The organism is Streptomyces sp. NPDC008125 (assembly GCF_042957125.1).
Taxonomy (GTDB): domain Bacteria; phylum Actinomycetota; class Actinomycetes; order Streptomycetales; family Streptomycetaceae; genus Streptomyces.
The window spans coordinates 12,724-37,367 of sequence record NZ_JBIBHR010000003.1 but is presented as its reverse complement, the minus strand read 5'-3'; the positions used below and the strand labels follow the sequence as shown (position 1 = coordinate 37,367).

Below are 24,644 nucleotides of genomic sequence, written 5' to 3'. Positions count from 1 at the left end.
TACGCTCGACAGCATGACGACTGACGTACCCCTCCCCGCCCCCGGCCGCGAGATCCAGACACTGGACGTGCTCGCACCCGTCCAGGCCGACGCCGTACTCGACCTGCTCGCCGAGGCCGCCCGGACCGACGGCCGGCAGGCGGTTTCCGAACAGGGACGGCTCTACCTCCGGGGCGGCCACCGCACCGGCGTACGCCACCTGCTGCTGACCAGTGGCGGCGTCCTGGCCGGGTACGCGCAACTGGAGGACACCGACCCGGTGGAGGCCCCCGCCGCCGAGCTCGTCGTCCTCCCCGAACAGCGCGGTCACGGCCACGGGCGGGCACTGGGCGCCGCTCTCCTCGCCGCCAGCGGCAAGCGGCTGCGGATGTGGGCGCACGGCGGCGGCCCGGCCGCCCGCCACCTCTCCCAGGTCCTCGGGCTCAGCCTCTTCCGCGAGCTGCGCCAGCTCCGCCGCCCGCTGGTCCCGCTCGACATCGCGGAACCGGTGCTGCCGGAGGGTGTCACCGTCCGCACCTTCGTCCCGGGCCAGGACGACGCCGCGTGGCTCGCCGTGAACAGCGCCGCCTTCGCCCACCACCCGGAACAGGGTGGACTCACCCAGCGGGACCTCGACGACCGCAAGGCCGAGCCCTGGTTCGACCCGAAGGGCTTCTTCCTCGCCGAGCGCGACGGCGAGCTCGTCGGCTTCCACTGGACGAAGGTGCACGCCGAGGAGCACCTCGGCGAGGTGTACGTGGTCGGCATCCGGCCCGACGCGCAGGGCGGCGGCCTCGGTAAGGCGCTCACCGCGATCGGCCTGCGCCACCTCGCCGCCGAGGGACTGCCCGACGCGATGCTCTATGTGGACGCGGACAACGTGGCGGCCGTGACGGTGTACGAGCGGATGGGCTTCACCACCCACGAGGTCGACCTGATGTACCGCACGGAGTCGTAAGCCCTTTTTCCCGGCCGACGATTCGTCACCTTTGCTGGTCCACAGCCACATTGGTCCATCCGTAACTCAACTTCTGCAGGGGCGGCGTCACTTGACGCCGCCCCTTCCTTGTTCCACCCTTTCACTACTCAACTAGTGAAAGGGTGTTGACCGCATGCCAGAATCCGCAGCGGTCGAGTTCCGCATCGACCGGCGCAGCGGCGTCTCCACCTATCTGCAGATCGTCCAGCAGACCAAGCAGGCGCTGCGCCTGGGAGTCCTGCGGCCGGGCGACCGACTGCCCACCGCCCGCGAGGTCGTCGAAGCCACCGCGATCAACCCGAACACGGTGCTCAAGGCCTACCGCGAGCTGGAACGCGAAGGACTGGTCGAGGGCCGGCGCGGCCTCGGCACCTTCGTACGCCGCACCCTGGGCGGCGCGGCCCACGATGACGCCCACACACCACTCCGCGCCGAACTCGCCGACTGGATCGGCCGGGCGCGCACCGCCGGACTGGAACGGGACGACATGACCGCGCTCTTCGGCACTCTCCTGGACAGCACGCCAGGGCTGACCGGCGCATTCGAGCCGACCGGCTCATTCGAGGGGGAAACGAACACATGACCACCGCCGCGATCGAGGCCGACGGCCTCGGCACGACGTACCGGCGCGGGAAGGACACCTGGCCCCTGCGCCACTGCTCCTTCCGGCTGCCCACCGGGCGGATATCCGCCCTCGTCGGCCCCAACGGTGCCGGCAAGTCCACCCTGCTCGCCCTCGCCGCCGGGGTTCTCCGGTCCGCCGAGGGAACCCTGCGGGTGCTCGGCACCTCGCCCGCCGAGGCCCGCGCCCGCATCGGGTACGTGGCCCAGGAGAAGCCTCTCTACGGCCAGTTGACCGTGGCCGAGACGCTGCTGACGGGCGCGGAACTCAACCCCGGCAGCTGGGACACGGAGACCGCCGAGCGGTTCGCCGGGGACCTGCCGCGCACCGCCCGGGTCCGTACCCTCTCCGGCGGCTCGCGCACCCGGCTCGCCCTCGCGCTCGCCCTCGGCAAACGGCCCGAACTGCTGTTGCTGGACGAGCCGATGGCCGACCTCGACCCGCTCGTACGCCACCGGCTGATGGGCCTGCTGATGGCGGAGGCCGCCGACCACGGCACCACCATCGTCATGTCCTCGCACATCCTCAGCGAGCTGGAAGGCGCCTGCGACCACCTCCTGCTCGTCGACGGCGGCCGGGTCCGGCTCGCCGGGGACACCGAGGAGATCCTCGCCGCGCACGCCGTCCTCACCGGGCAGGCCGCCGACCTCGCCCCGCACACCGTCGTCGAGTCCCGCACCACGGGCCGCCAGCTCACCGCGCTGGTACGCCCCGAGGGCCCGGTGGACCGGGACGCCTGGCTGGTGACCGCCCCCTCCCTGGAGGACCTGCTGCTCGCCCACCTCCGGTCCCCCGACGCCCCGCCGCTGACCCTCACCGGCTCCGGCCACCACGGCACCCACCACGAAGACCCCCGGACGGTGACCACCTCATGAGCACCCTCGCCCCGCCCCGCCCGGCGGCCACCCGCGCCACCGCCACCGCCGGTCTGCGCGGACCCGCCCGCGCCGTCGTCCGCCAGCACCGGCGCACCTTCCAGCTGCTGATCCTCGTCGTCGTGCTGGCCGTCGTGGGGCTGGTGGCCGTCGCCCTGTGGGTGGGCCACGACGCCGGCCTCTTCGCCTCCACCGGCTGCCAGGTGGGCGACGACAGCCCGTCCCACGCCTGCGCGCAGTCCGTACGCGATTACATGGACAGCCAGTTGCGCCTCCGCGCCGGCCGGAGCTGGGCCGAGCTGCTGCTCGTCCTCCTGCCCGCCGCGTACGGTGTTTTCATGGCGGGCCCGGCCATCGGGCGCGAGCTGGAGAGCGGCACCCACCGCCTCGCGTGGACCCAGTCCGTATCGCCCGCCCGCTGGCTCACCGCGAAACTGGCCGTGCCCACAGTGGCGGCCGTCGCCGCCACCCTCGTACTGAAGGCCGTCACGGTCTGGGCCGCGGGACGGTCGGAGCAATACGAAGAGGGCTGGTACTTCGACGGGCTGCACTCCACGAGCGGTGTGCTGCCCCTCGCCTACGCGCTCTTCGCCCTGGCCGTCGGCACCCTCGCCGGCCTGCTGTTGAGGAGCACCCTCCGGTCCATGGCCGTGGCGGCGGTGATCCAGGGCATCGCGGTGTACGGCTTCAGCCGGGTGAGGATCCACCTGTGGCCGGCAGTGACGGCCACCTACGGGTCGTCCCGCATCGACGACTTCCACCCGGACCGGTGGGTGGTCGACTCCGGCTACCTCACCGGCACAGGCGAGCGTCTGCCCTTCGGCACCTGCGCCGGCGCCGGTGATTCCGGCGACACGTGCCTCGACGCGCTCGGCGTCACCGGCCGTTACGTGGACTACCACCCGGAGTCACACCGCTGGCCGCTCCAGCTCGTGGAGAGCGGCATCCTGCTCGCCGCAGCCGCCCTGGCCGTGTTCGTCGCCTACCGGCTGCTGCGCCGCCTGCACGCCTGATCCGGCGCCCGCCCCGCACACCACCGCGCCGTCCGGGCTCCACGAGGGGGGAGCCCGGACGGCGCGGTGGTACACGCTTCCGGTAACCGGACAACGCGGGCGATACCCGCCCCCCGTAGTCGCAGGGGGGCTCGTACGACCAGGTGAGCGCCCCCTCGGGGCACCACCCCGCGTCCACACCGCTTCCTGCATGTCATGTCGCCGTTACCGTCCATTCAGACTCGCTTGCGACGCTCACGGAATGCAGCCAGCTGTACCCGCCTCCCGCAACGGAAAGCCCCGACGCCCTCCCGGAGCCTCCGCGATCTTTCCCCGCTCCGACGCGCCCATGGGGCCATTCAGCGGGAAGAATGGGTCCATGAGCCAGCAGCCCAGCGCCGACGTCCCGGTCCAGCCCGCCTCGTCGACTCCTCCGGCCCAGCCGTCGGTGGGGTCCCTCGCCGCTCATCGCCCGCCCGCGGTCTCCAAGGGCACCCGCAGCTTCTCCACCGCCGCAGACCTGGACCCCGACCTCGACGCCGACGCCGACTCCTACGAGCCGCGCCGCGACGGCGGCAGTCTCCCCGGGGACCGCTTCCTCGACCGGGAACGCAGTTGGCTCGCATTCAACGAACGCGTCCTCGAACTGGCCGAGGACCCCGCGACCCCCCTCCTCGAACGGGCCAACTTCCTCGCCATCTTCGCGTCGAACCTGGACGAGTTCTTCATGGTCCGGGTCGCCGGACTCAAGCGCCGCATCGCGACCGGCGTCGCCACCCGCTCCGCGTCCGGACTCCAGCCCCGCGAGGTCCTGGAACAGATCTGGACCCGCTCCCGCGAGCTGATGGCCCGGCACGCCGCCTGCTACCAGCAGGACATCGCCCCCGCCCTCTCCGACGAGGGCATCCAGCTGATCCGCTGGCCCGACCTGACGGAGAAGGAGCAGGCCCGCCTCTTCACCTTCTTCCGCCAGCGCGTCTTCCCCGTCCTGACCCCGCTCGCGGTGGACCCGGCGCATCCCTTCCCGTACATCTCCGGCCTCTCGCTCAACCTCGCCGTCGTCGTACGCAACCCGGTCAGCGGCCACCGCCACTTCGCCCGTGTCAAGGTGCCGCCGCTGCTCACCCGGTTCCTGGAGGCGTCCCCGCAGCGCCACGTCCCCATCGAGGACGTCATCGCCGCCCACCTCGAAGAGCTCTTCCCCGGCATGGAGGTGCTCGCCCACCACATGTTCCGGGTCACCCGCAACGAGGACCTCGAAGTCGAGGAGGACGACGCCGAGAACCTCCTCCAGGCCCTGGAGAAGGAGCTCATGCGGCGCCGCTTCGGCCCGCCGGTCCGCCTGGAGGTCGAGGAGTCCATCGACCCGTACGTCCTCGACCTGCTCGTCCGCGAGCTGAAGGTCACCGACGCCGAGGTCTACCCGCTGCCCGGCCCGCTCGACCTCACCGGGCTCTTCGGCATAGCGTCGCTGGACCGCCAGGAGCTGAAGTACCCCAAGTTCATCGCCGGCACCCACCGCGACCTCGCCGAGGTCGAGTCCGCGTCCGCGCCCGACGTCTTCGCCGCCCTCCGCGAACGCGACGTGCTGCTCCACCACCCGTACGACTCCTTCTCCACCTCCGTCCAGGCGTTCCTGGAACAGGCGGCGGGCGACCCGGACGTGCTGGCGATCAAGCAGACGCTCTACCGCACCTCCGGCGACTCCCCGATAGTGGACGCCCTGATCGACGCCGCCGAATCCGGCAAGCAGGTCCTCGTCCTCGTCGAGATCAAGGCCCGCTTCGACGAACAGGCCAACATCAAATGGGCCCGCAAGCTGGAAGAGGCCGGCTGCCACGTCGTCTACGGTCTCGTCGGGCTGAAGACCCACTGCAAACTGTCGCTCGTCGTCCGCCAGGAGGGCGACACCCTGCGCCGCTACTCCCACGTCGGCACCGGCAACTACCACCCCAAGACGGCCCGGCTCTACGAGGACATCGGCCTGCTCACCGCCGACCCCCAGGTCGGCGCGGACCTCTCCGACCTCTTCAACCGGCTCTCCGGCTACTCCCGCCGCGAGACCTACCGCCGGCTGCTGGTCGCCCCCAAGTCGCTCCGCGACGGGCTCGTCGCCCGCGTCAACAAGGAGATCGCCCACCACCGCGCCGGGCGCCCCGCCTACGTCCGCTTCAAGGTCAACTCCATGGTCGACGAAGCGATCATCGACGCCTGCTACCGGGCCTCGCAGGCCGGCGTCCCCGTGGACATCTGGGTACGCGGCATCTGCGCGATCCGCCCCGGCGTCCCCGGGCTCTCCGAGAACATCCGGGTCCGCTCGATACTCGGCCGCTTCCTCGAACACTCCCGGCTCTTCTCCTTCGGCAACGGAGGCGAACCCGAGGTCTGGTTCGGCAGCGCCGACATGATGCACCGCAACCTCGACCGCCGGATCGAAGCCCTGGTCCGGGTCACCGACCCCGCCCACCGCGCCGCACTCAGCCGGCTCCTGGAGACCGGCATGGCCGACACCACCTCCTCGTGGCACCTGGGTCCCGACGGCGAATGGACCCGCCACGCCACGGACGCGGACGGCCAGCCCCTGCGGCACGTCCAGGAAATGCTCATCGACGCACGGAGGCGCAGGCGTGCGACGCCCTGACCAGCAGACGCCCGGTACCGCCACGGCACTCTCCGCCGAGGCGGTCCTCGCGCCCTACCTCCGCGCCCAGGCCGCCGACTTCCTCCGGAGTCTGCGCCTGCACCGCGAACAGAGCGCCCCCACCGACTCCGGCAGCCGGGGCGCGGAGGAGGCCGCCCGCGCCCTGCGCCGCTCGGCCCGCCGCATCAGCGGAACCCTGCACACCTTCAAGGGGCTCCTCGACCCCGGCTGGGCCGACCAGCTCCGTACCGAACTGGCCTGGCTCTCCGGCACCCTCGCCCGCGAGCACGACTGCTCCACCCGGCTCCTGCGCCTCCTCGAAGCGCTCCACCGGCTCTCCGGCGCCCACCTCCCGGCCGCCCGCACCGGCACCGGCAAGGCGGCGGGCAGCGGCACAGGCCCAGGCCCAGGCAGCGCTACGACCACGGACCGGGCGGCCCTGGACGTCGGCGCCGCCCGCGCCGGAGCCCTGCTGGAACGCCAGCTCACCCTGGCGCGCACCCGCGCCCACTCCGCCGCGCTCCAGGCGCTCGGCTCCTCCCGGTTCCACGCCGTCGCCGACTCCGTCGCCCTGCTCGCCTCCGAGGTCCCGCTGACCGGCGCGGCCGGCGCCCCCGCCGCCGAAACCCTCCTCGGCCCCTCCGAGCACGCCCGCGGCAGACTGCTCGGCGCCGTCGCCGCCCTGCCGCCCGGAGAAGCCGCCGACGTCTACAACGAGGCGCACGACGCGCACTGGCACCAGATCCGGCTGCTGCTGCGCCTCCACCGGTACGCCCACGAAGTCGTGGCCGGCGCACCCGACCCGGTCCTGACGGGCCCGGAACGCGCCCTCGACCTGCACCGGGAGGCCTCCGAGGCCGCCTCCGCCGCGTCGGCGGCGGCCCTCACCCCGCGCATCGCCCCCGCCACCGCGTACGCCCTCGGCGTGCTCCACGCCGACCAGCGCCACGAGGTCGACGCCGCCCGCTGCGTGTTCCGCGAGACCTGGCCGTACGCGGCGGCCGTGCCGGCGCCATGAGCTCCCCCGGCCCGGTGCTCGCCGCCGGCTGCGTGCTCTGGCGCCGCTCCCCGTACGACGGCGCCCTGGAGGTCTGCCTCGTGCACCGGCCGCGCTACGACGACTGGTCGCACCCCAAGGGAAAGCTGAAGCGCGGCGAGAGCGCACGGGACGCGGCGGTGCGCGAGGTGCTGGAGGAGACCGGCCACCACTGCGAGCCCGGCACCGCGCTGCCGACGCTGCGGTACGAGGCGAACGGGCACCTCAAGGAGGTCTTCTACTGGGAGGCCCCCGCCACCGGCGGAGCCTTCGTACCCAACGACGAGGTGGACCGCGTCGCCTGGCTCACCCCCGCCGCCGCCCGCGACCGGCTGACCCGCCCCGCCGACCGGGTGCCGCTCGACGCGACGGTCGCCGCGCTGACGGACGCCTGACGCGCGTCCGGCGGGCCGAACCCGCAGGCCGGAGGCCCGCCGGGCCGGAAACCTGTGACCAAAGGCCCGCCGGGACGCCTCCCGCGCGTCAACACGGCACACGCCTCCCCGCCCGGGGCCGCTCCCGCGCGCGTCACCACGGAACTCCCTCGCTCACCCCGGGCCGCACCGCGACCGGGGCGCCGGGCGTGCCCGCGACCCCGCACCGTCCGACACGGTTCACCTTCCGTTCACTCCCCCCCGTAGGGCGCTTCACCTGTTCTGCCTAATTTCGGACTTACACGGTGCGAGGCGCTCGGCCAACCCACCATTCCTCATCGCACGCCGTCGTAGAACGTATCGACCACGGCGGCTCCTGGAAGGAACACCCGAAAGTGAAGCTTCAGCGCAAGAACCGGCTTCGTGCCACCGCGCTCGGTGCCCTCGCCGTCTCCGGCGCCCTGGTCCTCACGGCGTGCGGTTCGGACGACAACACCGGCAGCGACACGACCGGCGGTACCAGCCAGTCCGCCTCCGCCGCCGCCTCGGACATCTCCTGCGACGGTGCCACCGGCCAGCTCCTGGCCTCCGGTTCCAGCGCGCAGAAGAACGCCGTGGACCTCTGGGTGAAGAACTACATGGCCGCCTGTTCGGGCGTCGAGGTCAACTACAAGTCCTCCTCCTCCGGCGAAGGCATCATCGCCTTCAACCAGGGCACCGTCGGCTTCGCCGGCTCCGACTCCGCGCTGAAGCCGGAAGAGGTCGCCGACTCCAAGAAGATCTGCAAGACCGGCCAGGGCATCAACCTCCCGATGGTCGGCGGCCCGATCGCGATCGGCTTCCACCTCGAAGGTGTCGACAGCCTGACGCTGGACGCCCCCACCCTCGCGAAGATCTTCGACACGAAGATCAAGAAGTGGAACGACGAGGCCATCGCCAAGCTCAACCCGGGCGTCAAGCTGCCCGACAAGGCGATCCAGCCCTTCCACCGCTCCGAGGACTCCGGCACCACGCAGAACCTCGGCAAGTACCTCGCCGCCACCGCCGCGGACAACTGGAAGTACGAGCCCGAGAAGAAGTGGCCGGCCCCCGGTGGCCAGGCCGCGACCGGCTCCGCCGGTGTCGCCGCGCAGGTGAAGCAGGTCGACGGCTCGATCGGCTACTTCGAGCTCTCCTACGCCACCTCGCAGTCGATCTCCACCGTCGACATCAACACCGGTGCCTCCGCCCCGGTCAAGGCCTCCCCGGAGACCGCCTCCGCCGCCATCGCCGCCGCCAAGATCAAGGGCACCGGCAAGGACCTGGCGCTCGACCTCGACTACACCACCAAGGCCGAGGGCGCCTACCCGATCGTCCTCGTCACGTACGAGGTCGTCTGCGACACCGGCAACAAGGCCGAGACCCTCCCGACGGTCAAGTCCTTCCTGACCTACACCGCCTCCGACGCGGGCCAGAAGGTCCTCACCGAGGCCGGCTACGCGCCGATCCCGACCGAGATCAACTCGAAGGTCCGCGAGACCATCGCCGCCCTCTCGTAGTCACCGCTCCACCCGCTCCACCCGCCGCCTCAGGGCGGAACCCCGTACGGCCCGGCCCCACCCGGACCGGGCCGTACGGACACGAACCACCGGCGGCCGGTACGGCAGCAGACCCGCGAGGGCCTCGGCCACCGACCGGCCGCCGCGCAATCCGATCCGGTGCACCGCCGCCAGGGGAGCCCCGCTCCCCCACACAGACCGGAAAGACCATGGCCTCCACCACACCGATAGACATCCCACCGGCACCGCCGGCCCGTCAGACCCGCCCGGCGAAGTCCACCGGGCGCGCGGGCGACAAGATCTTCCTGGGCCTCTCCCGGGGCTCGGGCATCCTGCTCCTGGTGATCATGGCGTCCATCGCCGTGTTCCTCACCTACCGCGCCGTACTCGCCCTCTCGAAGGACGAGGGCAACTTCCTCACCACCTTCGACTGGAACCCGGCGGGCGACCCGCCGGTCTTCGGCATCGCGGTCCTTCTCTTCGGCACCGTCGTCAGCTCGATCGTCGCGATGGTCATCGCGGTCCCGGTCGCCGTCGGCATCGCCCTCTTCATCTCGCACTACGCGCCGCGCAAGCTGGCAGCCCCCCTCTCGTACGTGGTCGACCTGCTCGCCGCGGTCCCCTCGATCGTCTACGGCATCTGGGGCGCCCTCGTCCTGGTCCCGCACCTGGAGGGCCTCAACCTCTGGCTCGACCAGTTCTTCGGCTGGACGTACCTCTTCGAGAAGACCGAGGTCGGCGTCGCCCGCTCGCTCTTCACCGTCGGCATCCTGCTCGCGATCATGATCCTGCCCATCGTGACCAGCGTCAGCCGTGAGGTCTTCCTCCAGGTCCCGCGGATGAACGAGGAAGCCGCCCTGGCCCTCGGCGCCACCCGCTGGGAGGTCATCCGTCTCTCGGTGCTGCCCTTCGGCCGCTCCGGCGTCATCTCCGCCTCGATGCTCGGCCTGGGGCGCGCGCTCGGCGAGACGATGGCCGTCGCCACCGTCCTCTCGCCCAGCTTCCTCATCTCGTTCCACCTGCTCAACCCCGGCGGCGGCACCTTCGCCCAGAACATCGCCGCGAAGTTCGACGAGGCCACCCAGCTCGGGCGTGACGCCCTGATCGCCTCCGGTCTCGTGCTCTTCGTGCTCACCCTGCTGGTCAACGGCGCGGCCCGGCTCATCATCGCCCGCCGCAAGGAGTACTCGGGGGCCAACGCATGAGCCACGCACCGACCGGCGTCCAGGACCGCCGGACCACGTCCGAAGGCGCCCTCAGCAGCCGCGCCCTCCCCCGCTGGGCCCCCCTCGGGTTCGCCGTCGCCGCGATCGCCCTCGGAGTCGGCATCGGCGCCGCGGCCGGCCTGGACAGCAGGATCCAGTGGGGCCTGATCGCCGCACTGCTCTTCCTGGCGATCTCCTACGTGACCACCACCGCGGTCGAGAACCAGCGCCAGGCGAAGGACCGCCTCGCGACCAGCGTCGTCTGGGTCTGCTTCATCCTCGCGATCATCCCGCTCGCCTCCCTGGTCTGGACGACGGTGAGCCGGGGCGCGAAGGTCCTCGACGGCTACTTCCTCACCCACTCGATGGCCGGTGTGCTCTCCACCGAGCCCGGCGGCGGCGTCTACCACGCGCTGATCGGCACCCTGGAGCAGGTCGGCATCGCCACCGTCATCTCCGCGCCGGTCGGCCTGCTGACCGCCGTCTACCTGGTCGAGTACGGCAAGGGCGCCCTCGCCAAGGCCGTCACCTTCTTCGTCGACGTGATGACCGGCATCCCCTCCATCGTCGCCGGCCTCTTCATCCTCTCGATCATGCTCATGGCCGACCTGGGGCCCTCCGGCCTCATGGGCTCGCTCGCCCTGTCGATCCTGATGATCCCGGTCGTGGTCCGGTCCACCGAGGAGATGCTCAAGCTCGTCCCGAACGAGCTGCGCGAGGCGTCGTTCGCTCTCGGCATCCCGAAGTGGCGCACCATCCTGAAGGTGGTCCTGCCGACCGCGATCGGCGGCATCGCCACGGGTGTCATGCTCGCCATCGCCCGCGTCGCCGGTGAGACCGCGCCGATCATCCTGCTCGTCTTCGGCAGCCAGCTGATCAACACCAACCCCTTCAGCGACCCGCAGTCCTCGCTCCCCTACTACATCTGGGAGCAGTACAAGGTCGGTTCCGAGGCCTCGTACGACCGCGCCTGGGGTGCGGCACTGGTGCTGATCGCCTTCGTCATGATCCTCAACCTGGTGGCCCGCGGCATCGCCCGCTGGAAGGCCCCGAAGACCAGCCGCTGACCGCGGCCACGAAAGAAGCAGTGATTCAGATGGCGAAGCGCATCGACGTCAGCGGCCTCACCGCCTACTACGGCACCCACAAGGCCATCGAGGACATCTCGATGACCGTGGAACCCCGCTCGGTGACGGCCTTCATCGGCCCCTCCGGCTGCGGCAAGTCCACCTTCCTGCGCACCCTGAACCGGATGCACGAGGTCACCCCCGGCGGCCGCGTCGAGGGCAAGGTGCTGCTCGACGACGAGAACCTGTACGGGTCGAACGTCGACCCGGTCTCCGTACGCCGCACGGTCGGCATGGTCTTCCAGCGCCCCAACCCCTTCCCGACCATGTCGATCTTCGACAACGTGGCGGCAGGCCTGAAGCTGAACGGCAAGTACCGCAAGGGCGAGCTGAGCGACGTCGTCGAGAAGTCGCTCCAGGGCGCCAACCTCTGGAATGAGGTCAAGGACCGCCTGAACAAGCCGGGCTCCGGCCTCTCCGGCGGCCAGCAGCAGCGGCTCTGCATCGCCCGCGCCATCGCGGTCGAGCCCGAGGTCCTCCTGATGGACGAGCCCTGCTCCGCGCTCGACCCGATCTCGACCCTCGCGGTCGAGGACCTGATCAGCGAGCTGAAGGAACGCTTCACGATCGTCATCGTGACGCACAACATGCAGCAGGCGGCGCGCGTCTCCGACCGCACGGCCTTCTTCAACCTCGCCGCGGTCGGCAAGCCGGGCCGTCTCATCGAGATAGACGAGACGGAGCGGATCTTCGCCAACCCGTCGGTCCAGGCCACCGAGGACTACATCTCGGGCCGCTTCGGATAAACCGGTCCGCCCCGCCGCCGCCCCGGACACCTCGGGCGGCGCCCCCGAACAGCCTCGCGGTGCTGCATGGCGGTGCCACCGCAAGGCCGGAAAGGGGCCGCCCCCGTTCTCCGCGAAGAGAACGGGGGCGGCCCCACATCCACACTCTGTCAGGCGGTCCGTGCCTCAGCCGAAGAGCAGATACACGATGCCGTAGCTCCCCGCGGCGACGAGCCCCGCCGCCGGCATGGTGATGAACCAGCCAAGGATGATGTTCTTGGCGACGCCCCACCGGACCGCGTTGACCCGCTTGGTCGCGCCGACACCCATGATCGCGGAGGTGATGACGTGCGTGGTGGAGATCGGGGCGTGGAAGAGGAACGACGAACCGAACATGATGGACGCGCCGGTCATCTCCGCCGCGAAACCCTGCGGCGGGTCCAGCTCGATGATCTTCCGGCCGAGCGTCCGCATGATGCGCCAACCACCCGCGTACGTACCGAGCGAGAGCATCAGCGCACAGACGATCTTGACCCAGACCGGGATCTCGTCGTTCGGGCCCTCGACATCGGCGATGACCAGGGCCATCACGACGATACCCATCGTCTTCTGGGCGTCCTGGAGACCGTGGCCCAGCGCCATGGCTGCCGCCGAGACCGTCTGCGCGATCCGGAAACCACGCTTGGCCTTGTGCGGGTTGGACTTCCGGAACATCCACATGATCGCGACCATGAAGAGATAGCCGACGACCAGGCCGATGACCGGGGAGAGGAACATCGGAATGACGATCTTCTCCAGCACCCCGTCCCAGTGCACCAGCGTCCCGCCGGCCAGCGCCGCCCCGACCATGCCGCCGAACAGGGCGTGCGAGGAAGAGGACGGCAGGCCGAAGTACCAGGTCACGAGGTTCCAGACGACCGCGCCGACCAGCGCCGCGAAGAGGATGCCCATCCCCTTCGACCCCTCGGGCGTCGCGATGAGCCCCTCACTGACCGTCTTGGCGACGCCCTGTCCGAGGAACGCACCGGCCAGGTTCATCACCGCGGCCATCGCCAGAGCCGCCCGCGGGGTCAGCGCCCGGGTGGAGACCGAGGTGGCGATGGCGTTCGCGGAGTCGTGGAAGCCGTTCGTATACGTGAAGCCGAGCGCGACACCGACGGTCACGATCAGCGCAAAGGTGTCCACTGAAGTCAGGACTCCTTGACCGCGATGGTCTCCACGGTGTTGGCGACGTGCTCGAACGCGTCGGCCGCCTCTTCCAGCACGTCCACGATCTGCTTCAGCTTGAGCACCTCGATGGCGTCGTACTTGCCGTTGAAGAGGTGGGCGAGCAGCTTGCGGTGGATCTGGTCCGCCTGGTTCTCCAGGCGGTTGACCTCGATCCAGTACTCGGTGAGGTTGTCCATGGTCCGCAGCCCCGGCATGGCCTCGGCGGTCAGCTCCGCCGCCCTGGCCAGCACCTCGATCTGCTGCTCGACACCCTTCGGGAGCTCCTCCACCTGGTACAGAACGACCAGGTCGACGGCCTCCTCCATGAAGTCCATGATGTCGTCGAGCGACGACGCGAGGTTGTAGATGTCCTCGCGGTCGAACGGCGTGATGAAGGAGGAGTTCAGCTGGTGGAAGATCGCGTGGGTGGCGTCGTCCCCCGCGTGCTCGGCCGCCCGCATGCGCTCCGCGATCTCGGCCCGGGAGGAAGAATCCGCTCCGAGCAGTTCCATCAGGAGTTTCGAGCCCGTGACGATGTTGTCCGCTGATGCGGAAAACATGTCGTAGAAGCTCGTCTCCCTGGGGGTCAGACGAAAGCGCACGTGGGGTCCTCGGGATGCTTTGGGTTCGGTCAGGCTGATGCTAGGCGCATCATCCGGCCACGGCTAACCGGCATTCTTCAGTGTCGCCCATCCACCAGCGTGATCAGCACGGCCCCCCGGTCACGTTTCGGCTCGATTCGTTACCATATACCCTCCCGGGGTATACAGCCCCGGGAAGAGACCCCGGGGCTGTATACCGGCGACCCGGCCCTCGGAGTGGGTACGGCCGCCGACCCGGCCGCGGACATGTCCGGGTACGACACAACGGGAGGACCCATGACCACCACCGAGGCCGCCGACCAGACCGGACCCACGCCCCCGGAATCCGCCGGGACCTCGCCCGCGCGTCCGGCCGGCGCCGTCACCGACCACGACCGGGGCATCCACGGCTACCACCACCAGAAGGACGAGCACCTCAAGCGCCTGCGCCGGATCGAGGGCCAGATCCGCGGCCTCCAGCGGATGGTGGACGAGGACACCTACTGCATCGACATACTCACCCAGGTCTCGGCGTCCACCAAGGCGCTGCAGTCCTTCGCGCTCCAGCTGCTGGAGGAACACCTCCGCCACTGCGTCGCCGACGCCGCCGTCAAGGGCGGGGACGAGATCGACGCGAAGGTCGACGAGGCCACCAAGGCCATCGCCCGCCTGCTCCGTACCTGACGGCCATGCGCCAGGACCCGACCTCCGCGGCACCTCGCCGCACACGTGACACGTGCCACACGGTCCCGGTCGGGTCAGGACCTTCGTTCGGACTGGAGGGGGATGGCGCCGGCCGGACCGGCGGCCTCGCCCGCGTTGAGCACCTCGTCGATACGGTCCGGACTGAGCCGGTCCTCCGGGCTGGAGGATGCGGCGATCATCAGCTCGCCGCAGAGCTCGATCTCGGCGAGGGCCACGTACTCCTGTGCGCCCGGAGCGCTGAGCGTCACCACCTGCGTCACCTCTTCTCTCTACCGTCGCCGGCCCTCGGGGCTGTCCCGTGATCCCTGGATCGAGCGCGGCCACGGCGCCCAGGGTCCTTTGCACGGACCGGTCCCGGCCGCGTTGCCGGAACGTCCGCATACATCCCGGATGCGAACGCCCCTCCGCCTCGCGATGCACCCTGTCCGACGCCGCACTCCGATCCACCACGGATCACGGGAGAGTCCTCCGGCGCACGGACTCCAAGCGTAGGGAACGGCAAGCGCCGCGCGCATGACACGGACGGGCCATTTCGGCCCCTCCCAAGAGGACTGCTCTCCCCCGCCGAACGCCCGTACGCCCGGCCAACCGCACGGTCGGCCGTCCCGCACGCGGCCGTACGAACGTCGAAATCCAGCCACCCCTCTCGACCGCAGCGCCGACCCGGACGCCGGCCCGTCGGCACGGCCGCGGCTGCCGCGACCCCTGCCGCCGACCCTGCCGCCGTCACCACCGCCACCGCCTCAGCTCTGCCGGATCTCGCCCGTGTAGAGGTCCGCCCCGTCCGGCAACTCCACGGTCACCGGCGTTCCGAACCCGTACAGCAGCATCGTCGAGACCACCGTCACCGCCGGGCCCTCGGCGGCGAAGGTGAAGCGGTGGCGGACCTTCCGCAGCCGGCCCTCGTCGTCCAGGTAGGCGTCGAAGGGCACCGCGTGCGTGCGGAACCCGACCGCCGCGGCGCTCAGCGCCGCCCGCGACAGGGGCGAGGCGGCCCCCGCCGCGCTGCCGATGTCCGCCGTTCCCCGGTAGTGGCGGACCCCGATGCCCGCCAGTTCGGTCCGCCCGACGTACGTCACGCCCCGGGCCTCGCGCAGCAGCTCGGCGGCGGCCATCGGGTCGGTGACCCCGCCGGTGACGAGGTTGCCGTCCGCCAGCACCGTGGTGTCGATCCGCACCCACTTGCCCTCCGGGACCCCTGCGCCCCGGTTCTTCATGTAAAGCGCGCCGGGCGTCAGCAGCTCGGTGATCGGCCGGTGCTCGACCGACCCGGCGGCGTCCTTCGGCAGCACCACCCTGATACGGCCGAGCTGCCTGCGGAAGTCGTACGCCCCCTGACCGCGGATGGTCACCCGGGTGCCACCGGCCGAGGTCTCCATCGAGGTGTTGGTCTCCGCCCCTCCGGACGCGGCGAGCACGTCCGCCGCCCGGTCGAGCACCTGCGCGGGCGGTTCGTCCGCCGGAGCGCCCGCTACCGCCCCGCTCCCCCCGGCGGAACAGCCGGCCAGCACCGCGAGCACCGCCGCCGCGGCCAGCGCGCGGACAGCCAGTGCCGCGCCTTCGCACCTGTGCTGCCGCACCACCATCGCCTGCCAACCCCCAACGACGTCACGCCGGAACCGGGCCCTCGCCCGTCCCGCCTAACGACGGCCGCCGTCCCCCGTCACGCCGGGTCACCCCGATCGGCGGCGGGCCCGCGGTGACCCCTCCCGCCCGGACCGCCCCGCCAGTACCGTGGACGCGTGCATCAGGAAGCTTTTCTCCCCGCCCGGCGCACCCCGGTGCGCGCGGCCCCGCCGTCCGGCACCGTCACCCCTGCCGAGCCCGTCGCCGCAGCTCAGGACCATGCGACGACCACCACCGAACGCGGCTCGTTCTGCTTCGCCCGCTGCACCTGTGGCTGGTCGGGACCGGCCCGCCGCTCGCGCGACCTGGCCCGTACCGACGCCGAACGCCACCGGACAGAATCCTGACCGAACGGGTGCGGTGCCGACCGGCGCCCCGTGTCCGGCCCTTCCCCACCGCAACGGCCCCGGAGGCCCCCATGAAACAGCCGCACCTCCCCGGCCGGGTGGCCTTCGCGCTCCGGCGCCCGAGCCCCCTACCCGTTCCGGCCACGCCCCCGCCGCCCGCCCGCCGCACCGTGCCGGCCGCCGTGCCGGCCGCCCGCCGCACCGTGCTGGCCGCCGGGGCGCTCGCCGCGCTCACCTCCGTGGCCGCGTCCTGCTCCGCCCCGGGCGCCGGCGCACCGGGCGCGGACGCGACGGAGACCGGCCGCTCCGGTGTCCCCCGCCCCACCACCGGCTCGCCCGCTCCGACGAGGACCCCCACCGCGGCGGCCGGCGGAGCCCCGGCGGACTGGCCCGCGCTCGGCCGCGGGCTCGACGGCACCCTCGTACGGCCCGAGGACTCCGCGTACGACACCGCACGCCGGCTCTACAACACCCGCTTCGACACCCAACGGCCCGCGGCCGTCGCCTACGTCCGGCACGAGGACGACATACGCGCGTGCCTCGCCTTCGCCCGTACGACCGGGACCCCCGTGGCGATCCGCAGCGGCGGCCACTCCTACGCGGGCCTCTCCGGCGGCACCGGGCGCCTGGTCGTCGACGTCTCGGCCCTCTCCGGCGTCGACCGGGACGGCACCATCGGCGCGGGCGCCCGGCTCGGCGACGTCTACCGGGGGCTCGGCGCCCACGGCCTGACCGTCCCGGGCGGCTCCTGCGCCACGGTCGGCATATCCGGCCTCACCCTCGGCGGCGGCCACGGCGTGGCCTCCCGTGCGTACGGCCTGACCTGCGACAACCTCACCTCCGCCACCCTGGTCACCGCCGACGGCCGGACCCTGACCGCCGACGCCGGCCGGAACCAGGACCTCTTCTGGGCGCTGCGCGGCGGGGGCAACGGCACCCTCGGCGTCGTCACCCGCCTCCGATTCCGTACCTCCCCCGCCCCGCAGACCGTCGTCTGCACCCTCGGCTGGCCCTGGTCCCGGGCCGGTGCGGTGCTCGCCGCCTGGCAGGAGTGGGGGCCCGACCAGCCGGACGAGATCTGGTCCTCCCTCCACTTCGAGGCGGGCGCGGACGGCGCCGACCCGACCGTGACGCTCGCGGCGTTCAGCCTCGGCACCTACGGCGACCTCCAGAACGCGGTGGACCGGCTCGCCGACCGCGCCGGATCCTCCGCCTCCACCGTCTCCCTGCGCCGACGCGGCTACGAGGAGGCGATGCTGGCCTACGCCGGCTGCGCGGGCCTCAGCGCCGACCAGTGCCACCTGCCCGGTACGACCCCGGGGCGCACCGCCCGGGGAGCCCTCGGGCGCGAGACGTACGCGGCGGCCTCCGACTTCTTCACCCGCTCGCTGCCGCCCGGGGGGCTGCGCGCCCTCACCGGGGGCGTCGAGGCGTTCGGCCGCCGGTCCGTCGGCGAGGGCGGCAAGGGGTCGGTCATCCTCACGGCCCTCGGCGGGGCGATCAACCGGGTCGCCCGGGACGCGACCGCCTTCGTGCACCGCGACTCCCGGATGCTCGCCCAGTACATCGCCGCCTGGAGCCCGGACTCCGGGGCCTCGGCGACCGGAGCGCAGGGGTGGCTGAAAGACATCCACGCCGCGATGGGCCCGCACGCGTCCGGGGAGGCGTACCAGAACTACACCGACCCCACACTCACCGACTGGCGCCGCGCCTACTTCGGCTCCTCGGCCGGCCGGCTCGAACAGATCCGTGACCGGTACGACCCCGAAGGGCTCTTCGCCGGACCGCGGACACCATGAACCCGCCGCTCCGTCAGCCCGGGTTTCCCGTACGGAACAGGGCGCCGTCCCCCACCGGGGAACCGACGCCCTGCCTCTGATGTGTGTCCTGCTTCTCCGCTGCGCCGCAACGCACCTGAGGGGTGCTCAGGCGGCGAGGTCCTTGTCGCCCGTACCGCCGCGGCCCGATCTCGGTTCGGGCAGCCCCAGCGTCCCGCCGAGGCCGCCGGCCGGACGGCCCGCCCGCCGCGACCGGACGAGGACTCCCGCCCGCGGCGACCGGGAGACGGCCGCCACCAGCGGGGTCAGCAGCGCCGTGGCCAGCGGGGCGAGGAGAAGGGTGACGGCCGTGCCCAGGGCGAGGCCGCCGACGACGTCGGTCGGGTAGTGCACACCCATCCAGACGCGGCAGAACCCCTCCGCGAAGGCGAGCCCCAACGCGACGAACCCGAACTTCCGGCCGGCCACGAAGATCCCGACCGCCATGGCCATCGCCATGGTGGCGTGGTCGCTGACGAAGGAGAAGTCGTTCTTCCCGTCGACGAGGACGTCGAGCCCCGCGTGGTCCTTGAACGGACGCGGGCGCTCCACGAATCCCCGGATGGGGATGTTGACGAGGAGGGCGATCCCCGCGGCGAGCGGGGCCCAGACGAGTGCGGCGACCGCCGTCACCGAGTCCTCGGCCGTGCCGCGCCGGCGGACGCTCCACCAGCACCACAGGACCACCAGGACCATGCCGAGCATGATCCCGTACTCACCGACGAACTCCATGACGCTGTCGAGCCAGGAGGGGGAGGCCTTCGCCAGCCCGTTGATGTCGTAGAGCAGGCTGACGTCGGGGTTCGACCCATCGAATGCGAGTCCAGCCATCTGCTGCGGCCCCTTGCCTTGTCTGCTGCCGCGACGCGCGTCCATGCGCGCCGCCCGTGGTCGTACCCCCGCAATCGGTGCGATCCGGTACCGCGTACCTCTCGACGCGTCCTGCGACGCGACGGTGGTCGGGCGATCGCGCATGGTCGGTGCGCGGGCCTTCCCCTTCCAGGGAACGGCCTTCCGGTAGCGACGGTTCCGCCCTCCACCGAATGATCACCATGACGTTATCGAAGAGTGACTCATCGTCGCATCTCGGGGCCCTGGCCTCACGGAGAGCACCTGACACCACTCCCGCCCCGGCGATCCCGCACGCCCCGCGCATCCCGTGTGCCCCGCAGGTCCCGTAAGCCCCACACGTCCTGTGGGGCCATGGTGCCCGTGCGGGTCCCGTGTGCCCCGTGTGCCCCGCGGGTCCTGCGGGTCCTGCGGGTCCTGCGGGTCCTGCGGGTCCTGCGGGTCCATGGTGCCCTTCGGGCCCCGTGTGCCCTGCGGGTCCTGTACGCCCCATGGGGCCCGTACGTCCCATGGGTCCCGTACGCCCCATGGGGCCTGTGCGCCTCCCGCGCCCTGCCACGTCTCTCACGCCTGGGGGAGGGCGGTGGGCAGTGCGGCGGCGCCGTCCTTGGTGACCCGCGTCGCACCGAAGTAGTCGGGGCTGTCGATCTTGTCGAATCGGATCACCGCCCCGGTGTACGGCGCGTTGATCATGTACCCGCCCCCGACGTAGATCCCCACGTGGTGGATGGCGCGCGAGTTGGTCAGATCGTCGGAGAAGAACACCAGGTCACCCGGGAGCAGCTCGTCCCGGGACGGATGCGCCCCCGCGTTGTACTGGTCGTTGGCGACCCGGGGGAGCTCGATGTCCACGCTCCGGTACGCGGCCTGCGTCAGCCCGGAGCAGTCGAACCGGCCGCCCTGGTCCGCCGTGCCGTTGCCGCCCCAGAGGTACGGGGTGCCCAGCTTCTGCTGCGCGTAATAGATCGCCCCGGCCGCCTGCTGGGAAGGCGCCACCCGGCCGACCGGCTTGGCGAAGCTCTTCTCCAGCGAACGGATGATCTTGACGTAGTTCTGCGTCTCGGCGATCGCCGGAACCCCGCCCGCCCGGATGACCCGGTAGGCACCCGCGTTGTAGGACGCGAGCATGTTGTCGGTCGGATCACCCGGCACGTCCTTCACGTACCCGGCGAGCTCACAGTCGTACGAAGCGGCCGACGGAATGGCGTCGGCCGGGTCCCACACGTCCCGGTCCCCGTCGCCGTCCCCGTCGACACCGTGCGTGGCCCAGGTGCCCGGGATGAACTGCGCGATCCCCTGGGCCGCCGCGGCGCTCTGCGCCCGTGGGTTCCAGCCGCTCTCCTGGTAGAGCTGGGCGGCGAGCAGCGCCGGGTTGATCGCGGCGCAGAGCGTGCCCCACTTCTCCACGAGGGGCTGATACCGCGCGGGCACCGCCCCCGCGGCCAGCCCGACCGACCCGTTCGCCCCCGCGATGCCCGCGGCGGCGGAGTACGTACCGACGACCAGCAGCCCCACGAAGCCGAGGCACAGCCCGATCCCACCGCCGACGAACACCCAGTATTTCCGCACCCCTCAACCATCCCCTACCGAGCCATGGTTCAAGGGTCGTTTCGAGGGTGTGTACGAATCGTTCGAAGCACTCGCGTCACTGACGTTCCCTCAGGACGCGCCCGTCGACCAGTACGGGGACTTCACGTCGGGCCTCGGCAGGGGGTAGACCCCTTCGTACGAAGGACCGTTCGGCTTCGACGCGGAATCGGCCACCTTCGACGCCCGCACGCACGGGCTGTCCGCCTCGAAGAACACCTGCCCCCCGCCCCGGACGCTCACGCTGATGCCGAACCCCTCGGCCTGCGCGTACACCGCGGGAAACTCCTCGTCCTTGTTCACGGCCTTGATGCGGTAGTCGCTGTCGCGCCAGAACTCCGCCACCCGGTCCAGAAACTCCTGACGCCGCTCCGGCGCGACGACCGTCATCACCGTGCGCCGGCGCGTCACGTCGCAACTGCCCGTCGTCGTCGGACCGTGCGCCCACTGGACGGAGGGCTCGATCGCCTTCAGCGTCAGGTCGAGCATCGAGTCGGCCCGCTCGGCGGCCCCCTGCATGTCCATCGCGTTCATCGGGCTCTCCGTGCTCCCGTCGGTTCCGGTGCTCGCGGTCGTGGGCGCGGTCGGGCCCGCCCCCGTGGCCAAGCCGTCCGATCCCGCCTGCTGCCGGCCGCATCCCGCCAGTGCGAGACCGAGTGCCAGAGTGACGACCGCCGTCCGGAGCCTTCGCCTCATCGCTGTTCCTCAATCTTCAGATTGCTCGAGTGTCCCGACACGATCAGGGCGATGGCGTCGGCCGACATGGCGTCCCGCACCGGGTCGAAGTACTGCGAGTGCGCTTCGGCGCTGATGCCGTGCCCGCTGATCACCGGCGGACCGGGATCCACCGGGAAACGTACGGCGCCGAACGCCTTGCTCGCCGGGTCCTTCCCGAACCAGAGGTCGTCGTCACCCGGATCCGCGAGATCACCCGCGAAGTAGGCCCCCGCCGGACCCAGCGCCAGCATTCCCAGCGAGCCCACGACCGCCTGTGTCTTCGACGGCAGCTTGGTCACCGGGTCGTTCGCGGCGGCCCCGACGAAGACGTGCCGGGCACCGACCCCGAGGTCCACCGCCCGGTCCACACCCACCCCCGGGCTGCCCACCAGGATGATGTCGTCCACCCCTGGAATCCCGCCCTCCCGTTGCGTGGCCGCCCCCACCGTCCGGGAGCCGTAGGAGTGCCCGATCGCGGTGAAGTGCGGGTCCTTGTTGGTGTTCGTCGCCGTCAGCCCGCTCCAGAAATCGCCGTAGGCCGTCCCGCCCTTCTCCGCCCGGCCGGTGCCCATGATGGCGAAGTACCCGGCGACCCCGTCGCTGTCCGGCAACTGCGGAGCGTCGTACCCGAGCCAGACGATCGAGGCGCTGGACGATTCGTACCCCTGCGCACCGATCGCGGTGTCCCGCGCCCGCTTCAGGTCGTTCTGCGCGAAATCCTTGTCGAGCGAGGTGTTCAACCCCGGAACGTACGCCGACACGTGCTGTGAGAGGTCCGGATTCCCGTACGAGACGATCGCCCGGCCATTGCCCTCGGACCCGATCCCCAGCAGGAACATCGGCGGCTGCGAACCCTCCTTCAACTGCCGGTCGATCTCCTTCATCCCTTCCAGGATCCTCTTCGACTTCTTGTCGCCCGCACTGCCTTCGAGCTCGGCGATCAGGGTCTGGAGGTTCCGCCGGTTGGCCTGGTCGCGGACGGCAGCCGGAATCCCGTCCAGGTTGCCGATCCGCTCCGGGGACAGCTCCAGGTACCGCCCGCGCTCGGCCGGGCTCAGCCCGTCCCACCACGCCTTCCGGTCGGCCGCCGAGGCACTCACCGGTATCCGGTCGTTCAGGTACTGCCGCTCGTCCTCACGGACCGCGGCGACCACCCGGGGCCCGGACCCCGGCAACCCCATGCCCCCGACGCCGACGCCCCCGGACGCCTCGACCCACGCCCCGACCGCCCCCGCGTGGTCCCCGGCCGCCCACTTCCCCTTGGCGGCTCCGGTCAGCTCGGACCACTGGTCCACGACCCCGGTGACGCTCCTCACCGGGTCGCCGATGACCTTGGCCACGCCCCGGAGGTCCCCGCCCAGGCCGTCGCCGACCAGGGACTCGAAGAAGCCGGGGGTGGCGGTGCGGTCGGTGGTGGAGGCGCTGCCAGTGGACGAGTTGGTCGACCGAGAACCGCCGGTGCCGGCAGCGCTCCCTGTGCCGTCGGTGCTCCCCGTGGTGGCAGTGCTCTCCGTGGCGGCGGTGCCCCCTGTGGTGGCGGTGCTCCCCGTGGCGGCGGTGCCCCCTGCGCCGTCGGTACTCCCGGATGTGTCCGAGCCGCCTTCGGACACCGCGCCGGTGCCGCCCTCGGTCCCGGTCTGCGTCCCCCCGGCGGCGGACGAACCGCCCGCCCCGGTTGACCCGGTTGCCCCTCCCGACCCGGTTGACCCGGTTGCCCCGGCTGCTCCTCCCGACCCTGACGACCCGACCGACCCGCCACCGGATCGGGCCTCGCCCTTTCCGCTCTCTCCTCCCGCGACCACATCGCCGCCGGCCGAAGAGCACGCACCGCCGGTCAACTGGCAGATCGCGTTGCGAATCTCTCCGGTGAGCTGGGTGCCGACGGTCGTCGCCATGATCGCCCCGACCAGTGCGGCGACGATCAGAACAAGTCCCAGGTACTCCATCGCGGTCTGCCCACCGTCCCGGCGAGCAGCGAGTATCCGGAGCCACCTGACGATCAACCAGGTCTCGACGTCCCGTTCGGCCCTGGGCAGCCGGAACCATCCCCGTGCCGCGGGCCGGAGCAACAACACGACGACGGCCACAGGCATCACCAGCTGGGGCAGCCCGGACACCCCGACGTCCCCCGCACCCAAGGTGGCCAACGACCCGAGCACGAGCCAGACATGCACGGCCAACAGCCCGAACCACACTCCACGCCCGTGGATACGCGCGTAGAACGACAACACGAAGCCGACGATCCCGGGCAGAGCCGCATACAGCAGCCCGCCGAGCAACTGCCCATCCACCGCGTCGACCGAGGACGCCAGCGTGAGCAGGTTGATCACACCTACGACCGTGCTCACGAAGGCCAGACGTACGAGAACCAGGGCGGCCTGTAACGCCCTTGGCGCACTCCGACCGCCGACTGCTATGCGGGCAGGGTTTGTTGCACCACCTCCCGGAACCGCAAGCTCTCGTATGCCAGACACGTGGGGACCCCCGGCTCGTAGGTGGATGGCAGGCGAGCCACCGCACGTAGAGGACCACACCCGCCGCACCCCCGGCATGGGCCCCAGGGCCCAACCAAGGGCTCAAACAGCTGTGCAGACACGGGGGTTGGAGGGCCCGCGCACGATCAGCCCCTCACGGGGACGGGGAGGCGGGAGTGGCGGCAGACCAGAAGTCGGAGTGGATGTTGGGACGCGGAATGTTCTCCATGCCCTCATAGCTGGGGGTATTGGGCTTGGTGGTGGGGTCGGCAACCTCGGACTCCTGCACGCAGGGGGTGTCTGCTTCGAAGAAGACTTGCCCTTCTCCGCCAACGATCAGCGCAACTTCAAAGCCATCTTCAGTCACTGCAAAAATGGCCGGGAAGTCGGCACTATTATTGGTCGACGTAATTCGATATCCGCTATTTTTCCAGAAACGTTCAACAACACCAAGGAAACTTCCTCTACGCTGCGCCGAAATGATCGTCATCAAGGTTCGACGGCGTGTCAGGCTACAACTACCCAGTGTCGTGGTGTCATGAGCCCAGCGAACTTCCGGCTCGATCGCCCTCAAAACATCATCGAGCATCCCATCCGCCCGCTCAGCCGCTTTCTTCATATCCATCTTTGAATCACTCC

23 protein-coding genes are annotated in these 24,644 nt (G+C 71.1%); 14 read left to right on the top strand and 9 right to left on the bottom strand.

Annotation, left to right across the window (positions count from 1 at the left end):
- The first annotated feature begins 13 nt into the window (after positions 1 to 13).
- The 11 genes from mshD (at position 14) to pstB (ending at position 12,114) form a co-directional block, all read left to right on the top strand.
- Positions 14 to 937: a mycothiol synthase gene (gene mshD, locus ACFZAX_RS05370; protein WP_390959333.1), complete on the top strand. Its 924-nt coding sequence runs from the start codon at positions 14 to 16 to the stop codon at positions 935 to 937.
- 154 nt (positions 938 to 1,091) lie between these two features.
- Positions 1,092 to 1,541, top strand: a complete 450-nt coding sequence (locus ACFZAX_RS05365) for a GntR family transcriptional regulator (protein ID WP_390959331.1) — start codon at positions 1,092 to 1,094, stop codon at positions 1,539 to 1,541.
- Complete coding sequence (locus tag ACFZAX_RS05360) at positions 1,538 to 2,455, top strand: ATP-binding cassette domain-containing protein (protein ID WP_390959329.1); 918 nt, start codon at positions 1,538 to 1,540, stop codon at positions 2,453 to 2,455. Before ACFZAX_RS05365 ends, ACFZAX_RS05360 begins: the two co-directional genes overlap by 4 nt.
- Positions 2,452 to 3,468 (top strand): hypothetical protein, encoded by a 1,017-nt coding sequence (locus ACFZAX_RS05355; protein WP_390959327.1) that lies wholly within the window; start codon positions 2,452 to 2,454, stop codon positions 3,466 to 3,468. The genes ACFZAX_RS05360 and ACFZAX_RS05355 overlap by 4 nt, the downstream gene beginning before the upstream one ends.
- Before the next feature lie 358 nt (positions 3,469 to 3,826).
- Positions 3,827 to 6,088 (top strand): RNA degradosome polyphosphate kinase, encoded by a 2,262-nt coding sequence (locus ACFZAX_RS05350; protein WP_390959325.1) that lies wholly within the window; start codon positions 3,827 to 3,829, stop codon positions 6,086 to 6,088.
- Positions 6,075 to 7,106 carry a CHAD domain-containing protein gene (locus ACFZAX_RS05345; RefSeq protein WP_390959323.1) on the top strand — a complete coding sequence of 344 codons (1,032 nt, stop codon included), beginning with the start codon at positions 6,075 to 6,077 and terminating at the stop codon, positions 7,104 to 7,106. Before ACFZAX_RS05350 ends, ACFZAX_RS05345 begins: the two co-directional genes overlap by 14 nt.
- Positions 7,103 to 7,519 (top strand): NUDIX domain-containing protein, encoded by a 417-nt coding sequence (locus tag ACFZAX_RS05340; protein ID WP_390959321.1) that lies wholly within the window; start codon positions 7,103 to 7,105, stop codon positions 7,517 to 7,519. The genes ACFZAX_RS05345 and ACFZAX_RS05340 overlap by 4 nt, the downstream gene beginning before the upstream one ends.
- A gap of 374 nt (positions 7,520 to 7,893) precedes the next feature.
- Positions 7,894 to 9,036 carry a phosphate ABC transporter substrate-binding protein PstS gene (pstS, locus tag ACFZAX_RS05335; protein WP_390959319.1) on the top strand — a complete coding sequence of 381 codons (1,143 nt, stop codon included), beginning with the start codon at positions 7,894 to 7,896 and terminating at the stop codon, positions 9,034 to 9,036.
- 209 nt (positions 9,037 to 9,245) lie between these two features.
- Positions 9,246 to 10,241 carry a phosphate ABC transporter permease subunit PstC gene (pstC, locus tag ACFZAX_RS05330; RefSeq protein WP_390959316.1) on the top strand — a complete coding sequence of 332 codons (996 nt, stop codon included), beginning with the start codon at positions 9,246 to 9,248 and terminating at the stop codon, positions 10,239 to 10,241.
- The gene (gene pstA / locus ACFZAX_RS05325) at positions 10,238 to 11,308 is read left to right on the top strand and encodes a phosphate ABC transporter permease PstA (protein WP_390959314.1); all 1,071 of its coding nucleotides are present in this window, start codon (positions 10,238 to 10,240) and stop codon (positions 11,306 to 11,308) included. The genes pstC and pstA overlap by 4 nt, the downstream gene beginning before the upstream one ends.
- Positions 11,309 to 11,337: 29 nt before the next feature.
- The gene (gene pstB, locus ACFZAX_RS05320; RefSeq protein ID WP_390959311.1) at positions 11,338 to 12,114 is read left to right on the top strand and encodes a phosphate ABC transporter ATP-binding protein PstB; all 777 of its coding nucleotides are present in this window, start codon (positions 11,338 to 11,340) and stop codon (positions 12,112 to 12,114) included.
- A gap of 165 nt (positions 12,115 to 12,279) precedes the next feature.
- On the opposite strand, the gene ACFZAX_RS05315 is transcribed toward pstB, so the two are convergent.
- Together ACFZAX_RS05315 and ACFZAX_RS05310 are read right to left on the bottom strand one after the other, a co-directional pair.
- On the bottom strand, positions 12,280 to 13,278 hold the full coding sequence (locus ACFZAX_RS05315; RefSeq protein WP_390959309.1) for an inorganic phosphate transporter: 999 nt from the start codon (positions 13,276 to 13,278) through the stop codon (positions 12,280 to 12,282).
- A gap of 5 nt (positions 13,279 to 13,283) precedes the next feature.
- A complete protein-coding gene (locus ACFZAX_RS05310; protein WP_266706158.1) occupies positions 13,284 to 13,904 on the bottom strand; it encodes a DUF47 domain-containing protein in 621 nt (206 codons plus the stop codon).
- A 276-nt stretch (positions 13,905 to 14,180) separates the two neighbouring features.
- On the opposite strand from ACFZAX_RS05310, the gene ACFZAX_RS05305 reads away from it, so the two are divergent.
- Positions 14,181 to 14,567, top strand: a complete 387-nt coding sequence (locus ACFZAX_RS05305; RefSeq protein ID WP_390959306.1) for a metal-sensing transcriptional repressor — start codon at positions 14,181 to 14,183, stop codon at positions 14,565 to 14,567.
- A gap of 74 nt (positions 14,568 to 14,641) precedes the next feature.
- Here ACFZAX_RS05305 and ACFZAX_RS05300 read toward each other — a convergent pair whose 3' ends face one another.
- A complete protein-coding gene (locus ACFZAX_RS05300) occupies positions 14,642 to 14,848 on the bottom strand; it encodes a hypothetical protein (RefSeq protein WP_390959304.1) in 207 nt (68 codons plus the stop codon).
- A gap of 483 nt (positions 14,849 to 15,331) precedes the next feature.
- The gene (locus tag ACFZAX_RS05295) at positions 15,332 to 16,174 is read right to left on the bottom strand and encodes a hypothetical protein (protein ID WP_390959302.1); all 843 of its coding nucleotides are present in this window, start codon (positions 16,172 to 16,174) and stop codon (positions 15,332 to 15,334) included.
- A 195-nt stretch (positions 16,175 to 16,369) separates the two neighbouring features.
- Here ACFZAX_RS05295 and ACFZAX_RS05290 point away from each other — a divergent pair, with 195 nt between their 5' ends.
- Together ACFZAX_RS05290 and ACFZAX_RS05285 are read left to right on the top strand one after the other, a co-directional pair.
- The gene (locus tag ACFZAX_RS05290; protein ID WP_390960058.1) at positions 16,370 to 16,561 is read left to right on the top strand and encodes a hypothetical protein; all 192 of its coding nucleotides are present in this window, start codon (positions 16,370 to 16,372) and stop codon (positions 16,559 to 16,561) included.
- A 71-nt stretch (positions 16,562 to 16,632) separates the two neighbouring features.
- Positions 16,633 to 18,360, top strand: coding sequence for an FAD-binding protein (locus tag ACFZAX_RS05285; protein WP_390959300.1), 1,728 nt, complete (start codon positions 16,633 to 16,635; stop codon positions 18,358 to 18,360).
- A gap of 126 nt (positions 18,361 to 18,486) precedes the next feature.
- Here the strand turns inward: ACFZAX_RS05285 and ACFZAX_RS05280 are convergent, their stop codons facing one another.
- The 5 genes from ACFZAX_RS05280 to ACFZAX_RS05260 all read right to left on the bottom strand — a co-directional run bounded on the left by ACFZAX_RS05280 (position 18,487) and on the right by ACFZAX_RS05260 (position 24,630).
- The gene (locus ACFZAX_RS05280; RefSeq protein ID WP_390959298.1) at positions 18,487 to 19,209 is read right to left on the bottom strand and encodes a phosphatase PAP2 family protein; all 723 of its coding nucleotides are present in this window, start codon (positions 19,207 to 19,209) and stop codon (positions 18,487 to 18,489) included.
- A 582-nt stretch (positions 19,210 to 19,791) separates the two neighbouring features.
- The gene (locus tag ACFZAX_RS05275; RefSeq protein WP_390959296.1) at positions 19,792 to 20,796 is read right to left on the bottom strand and encodes an NlpC/P60 family protein; all 1,005 of its coding nucleotides are present in this window, start codon (positions 20,794 to 20,796) and stop codon (positions 19,792 to 19,794) included.
- Positions 20,797 to 20,886: 90 nt separating this feature from the next.
- Positions 20,887 to 21,510, bottom strand: coding sequence for a hypothetical protein (locus ACFZAX_RS05270; protein WP_390959293.1), 624 nt, complete (start codon positions 21,508 to 21,510; stop codon positions 20,887 to 20,889).
- Positions 21,507 to 23,879, bottom strand: a complete 2,373-nt coding sequence (locus ACFZAX_RS05265; protein WP_390959291.1) for an alpha/beta hydrolase — start codon at positions 23,877 to 23,879, stop codon at positions 21,507 to 21,509. The genes ACFZAX_RS05270 and ACFZAX_RS05265 overlap by 4 nt, the downstream gene beginning before the upstream one ends.
- Before the next feature lie 280 nt (positions 23,880 to 24,159).
- Positions 24,160 to 24,630: a hypothetical protein gene (locus tag ACFZAX_RS05260; RefSeq protein ID WP_390959289.1), complete on the bottom strand. Its 471-nt coding sequence runs from the start codon at positions 24,628 to 24,630 to the stop codon at positions 24,160 to 24,162.
- Positions 24,631 to 24,644: the final 14 nt, after the last annotated feature.

What these genes read in the sequence shown, in the direction of transcription:
- ACFZAX_RS05270 (WP_390959293.1), bottom strand. Translation starts at nt 21,510, where the DNA reads ATGAGGCGAAGGCTCCGGACGGCGGTCGTCACTCTGGCACTCGGTCTC.
- pstA (WP_390959314.1), top strand. Translation starts at nt 10,238, where the DNA reads ATGAGCCACGCACCGACCGGCGTCCAGGACCGCCGGACCACGTCCGAA.
- ACFZAX_RS05350 (WP_390959325.1), top strand. Translation starts at nt 3,827, where the DNA reads ATGAGCCAGCAGCCCAGCGCCGACGTCCCGGTCCAGCCCGCCTCGTCG.
- mshD (WP_390959333.1), top strand. Translation starts at nt 14, where the DNA reads ATGACGACTGACGTACCCCTCCCCGCCCCCGGCCGCGAGATCCAGACA.
- ACFZAX_RS05360 (WP_390959329.1), top strand. Translation starts at nt 1,538, where the DNA reads ATGACCACCGCCGCGATCGAGGCCGACGGCCTCGGCACGACGTACCGG.
- ACFZAX_RS05285 (WP_390959300.1), top strand. Translation starts at nt 16,633, where the DNA reads ATGAAACAGCCGCACCTCCCCGGCCGGGTGGCCTTCGCGCTCCGGCGC.
- pstC (WP_390959316.1), top strand. Translation starts at nt 9,246, where the DNA reads ATGGCCTCCACCACACCGATAGACATCCCACCGGCACCGCCGGCCCGT.
- pstB (WP_390959311.1), top strand. Translation starts at nt 11,338, where the DNA reads ATGGCGAAGCGCATCGACGTCAGCGGCCTCACCGCCTACTACGGCACC.
- ACFZAX_RS05280 (WP_390959298.1), bottom strand. Translation starts at nt 19,209, where the DNA reads ATGGCTGGACTCGCATTCGATGGGTCGAACCCCGACGTCAGCCTGCTC.
- ACFZAX_RS05365 (WP_390959331.1), top strand. Translation starts at nt 1,092, where the DNA reads ATGCCAGAATCCGCAGCGGTCGAGTTCCGCATCGACCGGCGCAGCGGC.
- ACFZAX_RS05260 (WP_390959289.1), bottom strand. Translation starts at nt 24,630, where the DNA reads ATGGATATGAAGAAAGCGGCTGAGCGGGCGGATGGGATGCTCGATGAT.
- ACFZAX_RS05340 (WP_390959321.1), top strand. Translation starts at nt 7,103, where the DNA reads ATGAGCTCCCCCGGCCCGGTGCTCGCCGCCGGCTGCGTGCTCTGGCGC.
- ACFZAX_RS05355 (WP_390959327.1), top strand. Translation starts at nt 2,452, where the DNA reads ATGAGCACCCTCGCCCCGCCCCGCCCGGCGGCCACCCGCGCCACCGCC.
- ACFZAX_RS05295 (WP_390959302.1), bottom strand. Translation starts at nt 16,174, where the DNA reads ATGGTGGTGCGGCAGCACAGGTGCGAAGGCGCGGCACTGGCTGTCCGC.
- ACFZAX_RS05305 (WP_390959306.1), top strand. Translation starts at nt 14,181, where the DNA reads ATGACCACCACCGAGGCCGCCGACCAGACCGGACCCACGCCCCCGGAA.